General features: G+C 62.3%; 12 protein-coding genes. 1 reads left to right on the top strand and 11 read right to left on the bottom strand.

Features of this window, described 5'->3' with window-relative positions; all coding sequences use genetic code 11:
* Window positions 1-215 precede the first annotated feature (215 nt).
* Window positions 216-2,048 carry an aminopeptidase P family protein gene (locus LQK83_RS01805; RefSeq protein WP_230835583.1) on the top strand — a complete coding sequence of 611 codons (1,833 nt, stop codon included), beginning with the start codon at window positions 216-218 and terminating at the stop codon, window positions 2,046-2,048.
* Between the two features lie 48 nt (window positions 2,049-2,096).
* Here the strand turns inward: LQK83_RS01805 and LQK83_RS01800 are convergent, their stop codons facing one another.
* From LQK83_RS01800 to ftsZ, 11 genes are all read right to left on the bottom strand, one after another.
* The gene (locus tag LQK83_RS01800; protein ID WP_442966679.1) at window positions 2,097-2,408 is read right to left on the bottom strand and encodes an AzlD family protein; all 312 of its coding nucleotides are present in this window, start codon (window positions 2,406-2,408) and stop codon (window positions 2,097-2,099) included.
* Window position 2,409: 1 nt separating this feature from the next.
* Complete coding sequence (locus LQK83_RS01795; RefSeq protein ID WP_230835582.1) at window positions 2,410-3,117, bottom strand: AzlC family ABC transporter permease; 708 nt, start codon at window positions 3,115-3,117, stop codon at window positions 2,410-2,412.
* Between the two features lie 242 nt (window positions 3,118-3,359).
* Complete coding sequence (ligA, locus tag LQK83_RS01790; protein ID WP_230835581.1) at window positions 3,360-5,516, bottom strand: NAD-dependent DNA ligase LigA; 2,157 nt, start codon at window positions 5,514-5,516, stop codon at window positions 3,360-3,362.
* Window positions 5,517-5,594: 78 nt separating this feature from the next.
* Window positions 5,595-6,419 (bottom strand): endonuclease/exonuclease/phosphatase family protein, encoded by an 825-nt coding sequence (locus LQK83_RS01785; protein WP_230835580.1) that lies wholly within the window; start codon window positions 6,417-6,419, stop codon window positions 5,595-5,597.
* 6 nt (window positions 6,420-6,425) lie between these two features.
* Window positions 6,426-7,868 (bottom strand): cardiolipin synthase, encoded by a 1,443-nt coding sequence (gene cls / locus LQK83_RS01780; protein WP_230835579.1) that lies wholly within the window; start codon window positions 7,866-7,868, stop codon window positions 6,426-6,428.
* Between the two features lie 33 nt (window positions 7,869-7,901).
* The gene (locus LQK83_RS01775) at window positions 7,902-8,168 is read right to left on the bottom strand and encodes a DUF2442 domain-containing protein (RefSeq protein WP_230835578.1); all 267 of its coding nucleotides are present in this window, start codon (window positions 8,166-8,168) and stop codon (window positions 7,902-7,904) included.
* Window positions 8,169-8,172: 4 nt separating this feature from the next.
* Window positions 8,173-8,421, bottom strand: a complete 249-nt coding sequence (locus LQK83_RS21810; protein ID WP_442966678.1) for a DUF4160 domain-containing protein — start codon at window positions 8,419-8,421, stop codon at window positions 8,173-8,175.
* Between the two features lie 14 nt (window positions 8,422-8,435).
* A complete protein-coding gene (gene recN / locus LQK83_RS01770) occupies window positions 8,436-10,100 on the bottom strand; it encodes a DNA repair protein RecN (protein ID WP_230835577.1) in 1,665 nt (554 codons plus the stop codon).
* Window positions 10,101-10,104: 4 nt separating this feature from the next.
* Window positions 10,105-10,977 carry an outer membrane protein assembly factor BamD gene (locus LQK83_RS01765; RefSeq protein ID WP_230835576.1) on the bottom strand — a complete coding sequence of 291 codons (873 nt, stop codon included), beginning with the start codon at window positions 10,975-10,977 and terminating at the stop codon, window positions 10,105-10,107.
* 254 nt (window positions 10,978-11,231) lie between these two features.
* Entirely contained in the window at window positions 11,232-12,188 is a 957-nt protein-coding gene (gene lpxC, locus LQK83_RS01760; RefSeq protein WP_230835575.1) for a UDP-3-O-acyl-N-acetylglucosamine deacetylase, read from the bottom strand.
* A gap of 268 nt (window positions 12,189-12,456) precedes the next feature.
* Window positions 12,457-14,310, bottom strand: coding sequence for a cell division protein FtsZ (ftsZ, locus tag LQK83_RS01755; RefSeq protein WP_230835574.1), 1,854 nt, complete (start codon window positions 14,308-14,310; stop codon window positions 12,457-12,459).
* Between the last annotated feature and the right edge of the window lie 64 nt (window positions 14,311-14,374).

Below are 14,374 nucleotides of genomic sequence, written 5' to 3'. Positions count from 1 at the left end.
TCGTTTCCGCAGCACTTCGGCTCCGTTCGTTGATTTTTTTATAGCCCGAATTATTGCGCCGCAACAGAGTCGATTACTCATGGGAGCCATGCGTTTTTTGCATAATTTTATCCATCCGGTTAAAAACGCTCTCCTTCCGAAAATCCATGGCGTGGCATCCCCCCGCCGGATAGAGTAGACCTCCCGGATATCGCAGACATTCGATCGGCCACACCATGTTCCAGAGCTTCGAAACCACCGCCAGCCCCGCACAGGGGGCTCCCCGCGTCCAGGCCCTGCGGGAGCGCCTTCTGGCGCTTAAGGTCGACGGCTTCCTCGCGCCGCGGGCGGATGAGTATCAGGGCGAATATGTCCCCGCCTCGGCCGAGCGGCTGGCTTGGCTGACGGGCTTCACCGGCTCGGCGGGCGCCGCGCTCATCGCGCAGCAGATCGCGGTGGTTTTCGTCGACGGGCGCTATGTAACGCAGCTTGCGCAACAGACAGATCCCGCCGTTTTCACACCCGGCGATCTGGTCGGCGAACCGCCGGCCGCCTGGATCGCGCAGCACGCCGGTCAGGGCTTTCGCCTTGGCATCGATCCATGGCTGCACACGATTGCCGAGGTGCGCAAGCTGAAGACGGCGCTGGAGGCCAAGGGCGGAGCATTGGTTTTCCTTGAGGAAAATCCGCTCGACGCGCTTTGGGCCGACCGCCCCGCCGAGCCGCTTGGCCGCGTGACCATCCAGAAACACCAGCATTCGGGGACGCTCGCCCGCGACAAGATCGCCGAGATTGCCGAGGGGCTCAAGGCACGCAATGCGGACGCGGTGCTGATCGCCGACCCCTCCTCCGTTGCCTGGGCCTTCAATATCCGCGGCTCCGACGTGCCGCATACACCACACCCGCTGGCGCGCGCGATCATCCATGCGGACGCGCTTGCCGAACTCTTTCTCGACGCCCGCAAGACCGGCATCGAGGAAAAGGCCTACCTCACCCAGATTTGCGAGCTGCGCGACCCCGGTGACCTGGCCCTGGCGCTGGACGCGCTGAGCAAACGCGGCGCCACAATCGAGGTCGACGCCAGTGCGGTTTCCTTCGAACTCGTGAGGCGGATCGAGGCCGCGGGTGGCAAGATCAGGGAAGCGACCGATCCCTGCGCCCTGCCCCGCGCCACCAAGAATGAAGCGGAGCTCGCCGGAACGCGCGCCGCCCATATTCAGGATGGCGTCGCCATGGTCGAATTCCTTGCCTGGCTCGACGAGGCAGAACCGGGTACGCTGACAGAAATCGAGACCGTCGAAAAGCTGGAGGCCTGCCGCCGCCGCGTCGGCGAGCGCATGCAGAACCCGCTGGCCGACATTTCCTTCGACACGATTTCGGGCGCCGGCCCCAATGGCGCGATCATCCACTATCGCGTCACCCGCGAGACCGACCGACAGCTGAAACCCGGCGAACTCTATCTCGTCGACTCCGGCGGCCAGTATCGCAACGGCACGACCGACATCACCCGCACGGTCGCCATCGGCAGCGTCGGCGAGACGGAGAAGCGCTTCTTCACGCTCGTCCTGAAGGGCATGATCGCCATTTCCACGGCTCGCTTCCCTGCAGGTTCCCGCGGCGTCGATCTCGACCCGCTCGCCCGCATCGCGCTCTGGAAGGCTGGCGCCGATTATGGCCACGGCACAGGCCATGGTGTCGGCTCCTATCTGTCGGTGCATGAAGGCCCGCAGCGGATTTCGCGCGCCGCCATGCAGGAACTCCTGCCCGGCATGATCCTGTCGAACGAGCCCGGCTATTATCGCCCCGGCGCCTTCGGCATCCGCATCGAAAACCTGATCGTCGTGGAACCCGCCAGCGAGATTGCCGGGGGCGACAAGCCGATGCTCGGCTTCGAGACCATCACCTGGTGCCCCATCGACCGGCGCCTGATCCTGCCCGCGCTGTTGACGCGGGAGGAACTGGACTGGCTGAACGCCTATCACGCTACGACGCGGGACAATCTGCTTCCGCTGATAGAGGACAAGAAGGTGCGCACATGGCTCGAACAGGCGACGCAACCCGTCGGCTGATCTCTCGATGATCAGATAGTGCCGAGAACGAAATATCTGATATTCTAATCAGAGAATGAAGTGCCGGATCGCCATTGCCACGGCCCAGCCGATGGCGATGAGCGTGAGGCCGGACACGCGCAGGCCGGCCAACAGCGCAACCAGCAGCGCAATCGCCGTCTCCAGCCCGCCGGTGAGCGCCGCCGGCGCGACCAGCGTCGTCAGAACGGCCGCCGGAACGGCATTCAGCCCCGCCTCTACACGCGGCGGAATGGTCTTGAAACGCTTGATCATCACATAGCCGGCAATGCGGGTGAGATAGGTCGCCACCGCCCCGCCGAGGATGATGAGAAGCATGTCGGGTCTGAACAAGCTTTCCACCTCAGCGTTCCTCAATCTCGGAACGCGTATCCGGCTGCACCGGCATGAGCGCGGCGACGAGAATGCCGACGACGGCGCCGATGCTCACATGCCAGGGTGAGCCGACGAATTTGATGGCCGCCATGGAGGCGAGCGAACTGGCAATCACCACCGGCAGCCAGTTGGGCCGCTTGCGGAACCCCATGACGAGGCCAAGGAAATAAACCGGCAGCAGCACATCGAGCCCGATGGACTTCGGATCGCCGATAAAGGCTCCGAGCACGCATCCGGCATAGGTCATCGCCATCCAGGGGATATAAAGGCCGATGCCGAGCCCCATGACCCAGCCGAAGGTGACGGGCTCGCCCGCATGCGCCTGCCGCTCGATTTCCGCATAATGCGGATCGGTGAGGAGGAAGAAATTGACCGCCTTCTGCCACGGCGTCAGCGGGTCGATATGGCGTGCGATGGCCGCCGAATAGAGGATGTGCCGGAAATTCACCGCGAGGATCGACAGAATCACCACCCAGGCAGGCAGATGCTGATCGAACAGATTGATGCCGACAAGCTGGCTCGCGCCCGCATAGATGACGCCGCTCATCAGCACCGCCTCGCCGACGCTCATCCCATGCTGCACCGCGACCGCCCCAAAGAGCACACCGAAGGGCGCAGCCGAGACGATGATGGGCGCAATCCGCCGAAGCCCGGCCTTGAAATCGTCGATAAACATCCCGTTCCCTTGCTGGAAAGGTTTCCCGGCGCGCCGACAACCTGGTCAGCAGCGCTCAGCGCACACCGCTCTTTCACTCCGCACGATCCTATGGAAAACCGCTGCGCAGTTCTTCTGGAATTGCCTTAAGACAACCCATCCCGCCGACACGCAAGTCAATTCCATTGATGCCCGCTCAATTTTGTTGAAAGGTCAGGCGCAACATCGGAATGCTCGCGCACCGTCCCCGCAGCCAGCAGCTGTCATAGCCCCGCGATCAGCGACAGCCAGCCATCCTCATCCATCACCTGTACGCCCAGCTCCTGCGCCTTGGCGAGCTTGGAGCCTGCGCCCGGACCCGCAACCAGGATATCCGTCTTGGACGAGACAGATCCTGCGACCTTGGCCCCGAGACTTTCCGCCTTGGCCTTGGCCTCGTCGCGGGTGAACTTTTCAAGCGACCCGGTAAAGACGACGGTCTTGCCGGCGACCGGCGAACCGGTCGTGTCGGCCACTTCCATCGGCTCCGGCTTCACTTCGGCGAGAAGCCGGTCGATCACCTCGATATTGCGCGGCTCGTGGAAGAACTCGACCACGGCGCGGGCAACCACCTCGCCGATCCCGTCGATATTGTTCAGGTCGTTCCACGCATCCCCGGAGAAGGTGCCTGCACCCTTCATCGCCTCCAGAAACGCCTCAACCGTCCCGTAGGAGCGCGCGAGCAGCTTCGCGGTCGTCTCGCCGACATGCCGAATGCCCAGCGCGAAGATGAAGCGGTTGAGCGTAATCGAACGGCGCGAATTGATCGCGGCATAGAGCTTGGTGACGCTGGTCGCGCCCCAGCCGTCGCGGTTCTCGAGCTTGGCAAGAGAGCCGCGTTGGCGCTCCTCCAGCGTGAAGATGTCCGGCGCGGTCCGGATAGAAAGCGCCGGGTCGTCGGCAGTGAAGAAGAACTCCACCTGTTTCGTGCCCATGCCTTCAATGTCGAAGGCATTGCGCGAGACGAAATGGCGAAGATGCTCAATCGCCTGCGCCGAGCAGACGAAGCCGCCGGTGCAGCGGCGCACGCTGTCCTCCTTGCCGGTCTTTTCGTGGATTTCCCGCACCGCATGGCTGCCGCAGACCGGACAGGTCTTCGGGAACTGATAGGGCCCCACCCCTTCCGGCCGCTTCTCCATCACGATATCGACAATCTGCGGAATGACGTCGCCGGCGCGCTGGACGATGACTGTATCGCCGACGCGGATGTCGCGGCCCTCGCGGATCTTCTCACCGGAATTGCCGATGCCCCTGATGTAATCCTCGTTATGCAGTGTCGCATTGGTAACGACCACGCCGCCGACCGTGATGGGCTTGAGCCGCGCCACGGGCGTCAGCGCGCCGGTGCGGCCGACCTGAATATCGATCTCCAGCAGTTCCGTCGTCGCCTGTTCGGCCGGGAACTTGTGGGCGGTCGCCCAGCGCGGCGAGCGCGAGCGGAAGCCGAGACGTTCCTGCAGCTCAAGCCGGTCGACCTTGTAGACGACGCCGTCGATATCGTAATCGAGGCCGGCGCGGGCAAGCCCGATTTGGCGATAGTGTTCAATGAGTTCGGCTGCCGAATGGAATCGCTTCATGAGCGGATTGACCGGGAAGCCCCAGCGTTGAAACACCTCGACATTGCCCAGCTGCGTTTCGCTCAGCGGCGCGGACAACTCGCCCCAGGCATAGGCGAAGAATTTCAACTTGCGGCTCGCCGTCACCTTCGGATCGAGTTGGCGCAGAGAGCCGGCAGCCGTGTTGCGCGGGTTCACATAGGTCTGCTTGCCCTCGGCCTCCATCTGGGCGTTGAGCGCCAGAAAATCGCTCTTGGCCATATAGACTTCGCCGCGGACTTCCACGACGGCGGGCGCATCGGCCGGCAATTGCTGCGGGATTTCGGAGATGGTGCGGATATTGGCCGTGACGTTTTCGCCGACCGCGCCGTCACCGCGCGTGGCAGCGCTGACCATCTTGCCGTTCTCGTAGCGGATCGACATGGAAAGCCCGTCGATCTTCGGCTCCGAGGTGAAGGCGATAGAGTTATCCGGCAGGCGGCCGAGAAAGCGATAGACGCTGGCGACGAAATCGGACACGTCCTCGTCGGTGAAGAGGTTGTCGAGCGACAGCATCGGCCGCGCATGCAAGATCTGCTGAAAGCCGGCAGCGGGTGCAGCACCCACCCGGCGCGACGGCCCATCGGTACGCACGAGATTGGGAAACGCCTCTTCGATCGCCTCATTGCGGCGCTTCATCGCGTCATATTCGGCGTCCGTGATCTCCGGCTGGTCCTTGCCATGATAGAGCGCGTCATGGCGAGCGAGTTCCTTCGACAGAAACTCCAGCTCCTGAGCCGCCTGTTCCTGCGTCAGTTCCGCAACGGAAATCGCTTCATTCGCCATGCCTGCCTCCAACTGGATTTACGACTTCTCTTAGCCATTTCCTGACGAATGAAAAGTGCCTGACAGCCTCTATCCCTGTCACGTCGCGACAGCATCCAGATCGATCACCGCCGCAAGCGGCAGATGGTCCGAAGCCAGCCGCGCCAGCGGCGTGTCGTGCACCGCGATATCGGCGATCATGCCCTTGCGGTTGCCGATGATCCGGTCGAGTGACAGAACCGGCATTCGCGCCGGGAAGCTTGGCAGCGCCGGCGGCAGCGGCCCGACCACGGCCTCGAAATGCTTCAGCGCCGAGCGCTTGCCGAGCCGCCATTCGTTGAAGTCACCCATCAGCAATGTCGGACTGTCACCGCGCCGAGACATGAGATCCAGCAGGAATTCCGCCTGTTGCTGGCGCGAGCGGCGCAGCAGGCCGAGATGCGCGGCGATGATCCGCAATCCGGCGCCGTTTTCCAGCTCGAGTTCGGCCACCAGCGCGCCCCGCGGCTCCAGCCCCGGCAGCGCAACCTCATGCACATCCCGAAGCGCGCCCTTGCGCACCAGGATCACATTGCCCCGCCAGCCATGCGACTTGGACACCGTCTTCATCGGCACGGCGACCAGTCCCGTCTCCAGCCGCAAGCGGTTAAGGTCGAGAAGTCCGGCGCGCTCGCCGAAACGCATATCGGCCTCCTGAAGCGCGATCACATCCGGGCCGATCTCGCGGATGACGTCCATGATGCGCCCCGGATCGAACTTACCGTCCGTGCCGACGCATTTGTGAACATTGTAGGAGGCGACGACCAGCTTGTCCTCGGCCTCGCCGAAGGCGTGACGCACGGAGGCGTCCGTGCGCTTGCGCCGGATCGTGGAGACCAGCACCTCGGCAAGATTTCGATGTGTCTTCGTCAGGGGATCGCGCATGGGTCTCTACAGATAGGGGGAGGCAAGCCAGAAGATGCGGTCGAGCAGCCGGATCGGAAACGGACGCCGCCGCAGCGTTTCTTGTGTCACTTCACTCGCCCCGTCCATCGCGTGATCGAACCGCGCATGAAGATCGCGCACGAAAGCGCGGTCATGCACCTCCATGTCGATCTCGAAATTCAGCCTCAGCGAACGCGAATCCATGTTGGACGAGCCGATATAGGCCCATTTGTCGTCGACGATCATCAGTTTGGAATGGTTGAAAACGTCGCCTGCCTTGAAGATGCGCACGCCGCTACGGATCGTCTCCGCGAATTGCGCCGTCATGGCGCGCGCCACGATGCCCAGATTGTTCTTCGCCGGCACGACGATTTCCACCGCCACGCCACGCAGCGCGGCGGTCGCAATTGCACCCAGCAAGATTCCGTCCGGCAGAAAATAAGGCGACATGATGCGGATAGAACGCTCGGCGACGGAAATTGCTCCCATGATGACCTTGTGATTGGTCTCGAGATTGGCGTCGGGCCCCGAAACCACGACGCGGGCCATCATGGAGGTGTCGTCCGAGAACTCGTTCTCGACCCGCCAGGCATTGCCTTCCAGCACCTCGCCGGTGTCGAAATGCCAGTCGTCCGCCGCCACGGCCAGGAGATCGCCGACAATGGGCCCGGTGACACGGAAATGTGTGTCCAGCGCAGCTCCCGGCCCGCTGAAGGCGGCGCGGATATTCATGCCACCCATGAAACCGATCTTGCCATCGACCACGGCGATCTTGCGGTGCGTTCGCAGGTTCGCATAGGGCAGCCTCAGGCCGATGATCACCTGCCCGTTGAAGTCGGCGACAGGGATCGACCTGTCGCGCAGATAGGGTACGATGCTCGGCACAGAGTAACGGGCGCCGACGGCGTCGATCAGCACACGAACCTCGACGCCCCGCGCCACCGCTGCCGCGAGCCGCTCGGCCACCCTCATACCCACACGGTCGCGGTCGAAAATATAGGTCTCCAGGATAACGCTGCGCTCGGCCGTATCGATGGCGGCACAGAGCGCGTCATAGGTCTCGTCGCCACTGGCCAGGACGTCGATCCGGTTGCCGCCGCGAAGCGGCCCCGCGACCCGGTCGCCCAATGTCTTCAGCGAGCCGAAATGCGGACCGAAGGCGGTTTCGTAATCCTCCTGGGAAACAGGTTCGGAAACGCGCTCGCCGCGAAGCCGCTCGTTGCGTGACGTGGCGCGCGAAAGCAGCGTCTCCCTGCGCATCCGGTTGATCCCGGCCACCGCATAGATCACCGCACCGAGGATCGGCGACAGGAGAATGATGCCCACCCAGCCGACAGCCGAACGGACGTCCCGCTTGCTCATCGTCGCATGAACAGCCGCCACGCCGCCCATGACGATGGACAGGAGGGCCAGAATATGGGGCCAATAGGTCGTCAGAAGGGCATACACACGCGAACTCCCCGTGGATGGACGATGTTTGCCCTACAGAACCCGCTCGACTGAACCTCTTGTTCGGTCGGCGGTTAGATTTTTGTAAAGTGCATCCGGGTCCAGATCTGCGCCGTTGGGCCAGAGCAGAGCACCAAAAGCGTCAATTTCAACGCGTTCAAAAAACGCCGGATCGCGCAGCGGTTCGAACATCGGGCCGAACAGCCGATCCTTAAGCGCTATAACACCAGAGAGACCATCGTCGAAAACGACTTCCAACTGGTAATCGGGTCTGGCTGTCACCTTCAAGAGTTTTCTCATCAACCTACTCCAGAGGCTCGATCCTGTTCAAAGGCATGTGCTCCACCGCCAATGCCCAATCTGCGAGCAGCTCGCGCCGATGTTCCAATGCCCACTCGATAACCATAACCTTCGCACGTCTGGAAAGCGACCCTTCCATGAGTTCAAGCGTATCTATGGAGAAGATTGCTTGTTCATCGCCGTAGTAGGCGTGGAAATGCGGTGGATTATGATCGTCGTATACATACGGATCATAATTCCAAAGAACTGACAAATGATTGGCATCGCCTACCCGCCCAGCAGGCTCGCAGCCGCCGCCCTCGCCTCGTCTGTGACAGTCGCACCGGCGAGCATACGGGCAATTTCCTCGCGGCGGGCGGCCTCGTCCATGCGGTGAACGCGCGTCGCGATCGTGCCGGCGTCGCCGGTCGGCCCCTTGGAGATGAGCAGATGCGTCGCCGCGCGCGCAGCAACCTGCGGCGCATGGGTGACGGACAAGACCTGCACCTTTTCCGACAGCCGCTTCAGCCGCTGCCCGATGGCGTCGGCAACGGCGCCGCCAACCCCCGTGTCGATTTCGTCGAAGACCAGCGTCGGGGCCGAACCACGATCGGCGAGCGCCACCTTCAGCGCCAGCAGGAACCGCGAGAGTTCGCCGCCCGAAGCAACCTTCATGATCGGGCCGGGCCGCGTTCCGGGGTTGGTCTGCACATGGAATTCGATCAGATCGATGCCCGAGGCGGCGGCATTGTCATCATCGGTCGCCACCTGCGCGAAGAAGCGGGCGCGTTCAAGCTTCAGCGCCGGAAGCTCGGCCATCACGGCCTCCGCCAAAGCCACCGCGCCATTGTGCCGCTTTTCAGACAGGGCACGAGCCAGCGCAAAGTAACGCTGCCCGGCTTCCGCAACGGCGGCTTCCAGTTTGCCTAGCTTTTCCTCGCCCGCATCGAGATCAGCCAGATCGCCGATCATCCGCACGGCAAGCGCCGGCAGATCCGAGACCGGGACATTATACTTGCGCGAGGCGGCACGCAGCGCAAACAGCCGCTCTTCGACACGCTCCAGCTCGCGCGGGTCGAACTCCGTCTTGCGCAGTGCTGCCTCAACCGCCATTTGCGCATCGGAAAGCTGATTCAGCGCACCATCGAGCAACGCCACCGTATCTTCGAGAAGACCCGGAACCTCATGGCTCTTACGCTCAAGCCGCCTGAGCAGCGAGGCGATTTCAGGCACCGGGGAATGGTTGCCGTTGAGGAAGTCGGAAGCCTCGGAAATGTCGCCGGCGATCCGTTCCGATTTCTGCATGGCGGTGCGGCGCTCCGCCAGCACGTCCTCTTCGCCATCCTCGGGCGCCAGCTTTTCCAGCTCCTCGACGGAGGCGCGCAGGAAGTCGGCCTCCCGGGCCGCAGCCTCGACTTTCTGCCGATGCGTCTCAAAAGCCTTCTCGGCCTGTTTCCAGGCGCGCCAGGCCTGCCCTACCCGTTCCGCCTCGGCTGAAATCCCTGCAAAGGCGTCGAGCAGCAGGCGATGGGCATTCGTATCGACAAGCGCCCGGTCATCATGCTGGCCGTGGATTTCCACGAGCATGGCGCCGGCCTCGCGCATCAACTGCACGCTGACCGGCTGATCGTTCACATAGGCCTTGGTGCGGCCGTCGGCAGATTGCTGGCGGCGAAAGATCAGGTCGCCGTCGTCATCGATGCCGTTATCACGGAGAAGCTGCCGCGCACGATGATCCATCGGCACATCGAAAGAGGCCGTCACCTGCCCCTTTTCCATGCCGTGACGAACAAGCGAACCGTCGCCGCGCCCACCGAGCGCCAGCGACAGACTGTCGAGAAGAATGGATTTGCCCGCTCCCGTTTCGCCGGTCAAAACCGACAGGCCGGCAGAGAACTCGAGGTCCAGCCGTTCGATCAGAACGATATCGCGGATCGACAACTGGGAGAGCATGAAATCAGCCTTCGCCGAGCACCAGCTTCTTGGCGGCGCGCGAAATCCAGGAGCCAGTGTTCTCGCGGGGCTCAAGACCGCCCGATTTCAGCAGCTTGTAGGAATCGGCATACCACTGACTGTCGGGATAGTTCGCGCCGAGAACGGCGGCGGCCGTCTGGGCTTCCGAGGTCACGCCCATGGCGTAATAGCATTCCACCAGACGGGCGAGCGCTTCCTGAACCTGATTGGTGCTCTGATAGGCCTCGACCACGTTGCGGTAACGCGAAACGGCAGCGATGTATTCCTTGCGCTCCTGATAGTAGCGCCCCACCTGCATCTCCTTGCCGGCCAGCTGATCCTTCGCCATGCGGATCTTGGAGCGCGCATCGTCGGCATATTCCGAGGACGGATAATTGTCGACAACGGCCTGCATGGCCTTGATCGTCTCGGCAGCATAACGCTGATCCTGGGTGACGTCCGGGATCTTCTTGTAGTTCGCGAGACCCACCAGATACTGAACATAAGCCGCATCCTTCGATTCCGGATAGAGCTTCATGTAGCGGTTGCCGGAGATGATCGCCTCGTCATACTGACCGTTGCGGTAGTTGAGGAAGGTGCTCATGACGAGCGCCTTGCGGGCCTCCTCAGAGAAGGGATCCTCTTTGTCGATGGCCGCGAACTTCGCCTTGGCCTCGCCGACATTACCGGCATTCAGGTTGGCAAGGCCCTGCGCATAGAGCTTGTCCGCCGGATCCGTATTCGCCTTGATCTTGGTGATATCGATATCGGGATCGCTATTGCACGCAGAAAGACCGGCGCCAGCCACAACAAGTGCGACAGACAGCAAGGCAAATCGTACTTTCTTGTTCAGCGTGGCGGTATTCGCAAAATCCATCGGAAAAGTCCCATTTAAAGCGGCTTGCTGGACCTGCCAGAACCGCCGGTGACGCGTTTCTATCTCCAAACGCATGCCGAGAGCAACGCCATGATAGGCCTTTGCTGCAAATTTGTGGCGTTTCTAACAAAGAACAGCACAGGCTGACATGTCTTCAACGAAGAAATTTTTGAGATGAATGTGGAAAATCGCAAAGCTAATCCCCCGCTCCGACAAGTCGGACCGAGGGAATCACTTCAGCCCAGATACGCCTCTCATGCGCTCCACGGCGCAAATTCAGGCGCGTTAACCGCGATCATCTCGAAGGCGCGAACCCGCTGACGGCTGACCGGGGCTTCCACGACTTCATAAGCGGACGGATCCTGCAACAGCGCCTTGAGCGCGAGCGCGTTCATCTTATGACCGCCGCGATAGGAGCGATAGCAGCCGATGAACTGCGCACCAGCGAGCGCCAGGTCGCCCACGGCGTCCAGCGTCTTGTGGCGAACAAACTCGTCACCCTTGTAACGCAGGCCCTCCGGATTGACGACCGTGTCATTGTCGGAAATGACCACCGAGTTTTCAAGCGACGAACCGAGCGCCAGACCGGCGGCCCAGAGACGCTCCACATCGCGCATGAAGCCGAAGGTGCGCGCGCGCGAAAGCTCGCCCTTGAACGAGGCCGCAGTCAGCTCGCCATTCCAGGACTGCTTGCCGATGAGCGGCGTGGAGAAATCGATCTCGACTTCGAATCGGGTCCCGTCATGCGGAACGAACTCGCTCCAGCAATTGCCGGCCTCGATGCGAACAGGCTTGATGACGCGAATATAGCGGCGCTTCACGCCAAGCGTCTGCGTCCCGGCAAGCTCGATGGCCTCGATGAACGGCGCAGAACTGCCATCCATGACCGGAATTTCCGCACCCGTCACCTGAATGACGACATTGTCGATGCCCATGGCATAAAGCGCGGCCATCAGGTGCTCGATCGTTGCGATGGAAGTTGCCGGAGAGAAGCCGAGCATGGTGCAGAGATCGGTATTGCCGACCTGCGACGACACGGCCTTCAGTTCCGTGACATCGCCGTTTTCATGCATGCGGTGGAATACGATTCCCGTGCCGGCCTCAGCCGGAAGAAAGGTGACACTCACCTCGGTTCCAGAATGAACGCCCACGCCCTCCAGCGTAAAAGAGTTTGCAATGGTTGTTTGCAAGCCCAGGAAATCAACGCCCATCAGAACCTTCCGATCATTACACGCAGCTGCAGCCGCTATTACGCATACTGGCCGACATCCCGACTTTCGCCTCATGTCAGCGCAGACTCACCAACGTGAGCCTTTTGTCATGAAACTAGATAGTCTCGTCCCCCAAAAAGGCCAAATCACTGTTTTTATCGCTTTGTAACGTTTTGAAGCGAAACCGAGATGTAAACATTTACAAGGCGTTAAAATGAAAACGCCCGGCTGTGAACAACCGGGCGTCTGTAAGCTTCTGTGAACCGGATCAGTTGGACTGACGGCGCAGGAAAGCCGGGATCTCGAGCTGATCGTCCTCATGGGAAGACGCCGGCTTCGGAGCCGAACGGCCAAGATCGTCGAGCTGGCCGCGACGCGGGGCGTAGAGGCTGGCTTCGGCCGAAAGACCACGGCGCTGCTGCTGAGCGGCCTGCGGCGCTGCCATTTCGGCAGGCGCTGCCGGCATCTCGTCTTCCTTGCGGCCGAGCGAGTTCGTCAGGCGCTTGAGCAGGCCCATCGGACCACGCTCGTCGCCATGCGACGGCACGTCACGCGTACGATGATCCATTTCGGCCTTCACGACCGGCGGGAAGTCCTCGATGCGCGGCATGCGGGCCATGTCCGGCTCGCGGCGTTCGGCAACCGGCTGCATGACGGCCTGCGGAGCGACGACCGGCTCGGGAGCGAGCGCCATCGGCGCCGGTGCTTCCATGCGCGGGGCCATGTCCATCACCGGCTCGGCGCGGCGCGGCTCCTCCATGCGGGGCTGAACGGCAACCGGCTCGATGCGCGGCTGCGGAGCCGGAGCAGCGACGGGAGCGGCCGCCACCGGCTGCGCAACGGGGCGCGGAGCCACCGGTGCGACAGGCGCGACGTCTGCCGGAGGCGCCGTGAAGAGACGGCTCTGCGGACGGAACGTGTCCTGCTGGGCTGCAGGCTGCTGAACGGCTGCGGGAGCAGGCTGCTGGGCGATCTCAAGTTCGCGCTCCATGGCAGCTTCCGCATGGCGGATGGTTTCGGCGACCGGATCTGCGGTCTTGGCGGCCGGCTGCTGATAGGCCGGCGAAATGGCGGCAACCGGAGCAGACGTCACGGCTGCCGCCGGACGAGCGATCGGGCGTACCGGAGCGGCCGGACGGGCGTCCTCCGAGGAAACATTGCGGTCGATGCCGGTGGCGACGACCGATACGCGGATGATGCCTTCCAGCGATTCGTCGAAGGTGGCGCCGAGGATGATGTTGGCATCCTGGTCGACTTCTTCACGAATACGGGTCGCAGCTTCGTCGACTTCAAAGAGCGTCATGTCGCGACCGCCGGTGATGGAGATCAGCAGGCCTTGAGCACCCTTCATCGAGGTTTCGTCGAGCAGCGGGTTGGCGATTGCGGCTTCGGCAGCAGCCATCGCGCGGCCATCGCCCGAGGCTTCGCCGGTCCCCATCATCGCACGGCCCATTTCGCGCATGACGGAACGGACGTCGGCGAAATCGAGGTTGATGAGGCCTTCCTTGACCATGAGGTCGGTGATGCAGGCCACGCCCGAATAGAGCACCTGGTCGGCCATCGCAAAGGCATCTGCGAAGGTCGTCTTGTCATTGGCGATGCGGAACAGGTTCTGGTTCGGGATGACGATCAGCGTGTCGACCGACTTCTGCAGTTCGGCTATGCCCTGATCGGCAAGGCGCATGCGGCGCTGGCCTTCGAAGTGGAACGGCTTGGTCACGACGCCGACGGTCAGGATGCCCTTGTTGCGGGCAGCCTGGGCGACGATCGGCGCTGCGCCCGTGCCGGTGCCGCCGCCCATGCCGGCGGTGACGAAGCACATGTGGGTGCCGTTCAGGTGATCGATGATTTCATCGATGCATTCTTCGGCGGCGGCGCGACCGACTTCCGGCTGCGAACCCGCGCCGAGACCTTCGGTGACCTGCACACCCATCTGGATGATGCGATCGGCCTTGCTCATGGTGAGCGCCTGGGCGTCGGTGTTCGCAACAACGAACTCCACACCCTGCAGACCGGAATTGATCATGTTGTTGACTGCGTTACCGCCGCCACCGCCGACACCGAACACGGTGATGCGTGGCTTCAGCTCAGTGATATCCGGCTTCTGCAACTTGATAGTCATGTACCCGTTCCTTCCTGGTTCTTGCCGTTTCGCCGTAACGGCAGATTTCATGTTGTTCACTCAA

It is taken from the genome of Rhizobium sp. C1, from assembly GCF_021026335.1.
Lineage (GTDB): Bacteria > Pseudomonadota > Alphaproteobacteria > Rhizobiales > Rhizobiaceae > Ensifer_A.
This window is presented reverse-complemented; position numbering and strand designations above follow the sequence as displayed.

Bases quoted from the DNA above. Each gene is read 5' to 3' on its own strand.
- LQK83_RS01805 (WP_230835583.1), top strand. From the start codon at position 216: ATGTTCCAGAGCTTCGAAACCACCGCCAGCCCCGCACAGGGGGCTCCC.
- LQK83_RS01795 (WP_230835582.1), bottom strand. From the start codon at position 3,117: ATGTTTATCGACGATTTCAAGGCCGGGCTTCGGCGGATTGCGCCCATC.
- ligA (WP_230835581.1), bottom strand. From the start codon at position 5,516: ATGGCGAATGAAGCGATTTCCGTTGCGGAACTGACGCAGGAACAGGCG.
- LQK83_RS01785 (WP_230835580.1), bottom strand. From the start codon at position 6,419: ATGCGCGATCCCCTGACGAAGACACATCGAAATCTTGCCGAGGTGCTG.
- LQK83_RS01775 (WP_230835578.1), bottom strand. From the start codon at position 8,168: ATGAGAAAACTCTTGAAGGTGACAGCCAGACCCGATTACCAGTTGGAA.
- recN (WP_230835577.1), bottom strand. From the start codon at position 10,100: ATGCTCTCCCAGTTGTCGATCCGCGATATCGTTCTGATCGAACGGCTG.
- LQK83_RS01765 (WP_230835576.1), bottom strand. From the start codon at position 10,977: ATGGATTTTGCGAATACCGCCACGCTGAACAAGAAAGTACGATTTGCC.
- lpxC (WP_230835575.1), bottom strand. From the start codon at position 12,188: ATGGGCGTTGATTTCCTGGGCTTGCAAACAACCATTGCAAACTCTTTT.
- ftsZ (WP_230835574.1), bottom strand. From the start codon at position 14,310: ATGACTATCAAGTTGCAGAAGCCGGATATCACTGAGCTGAAGCCACGC.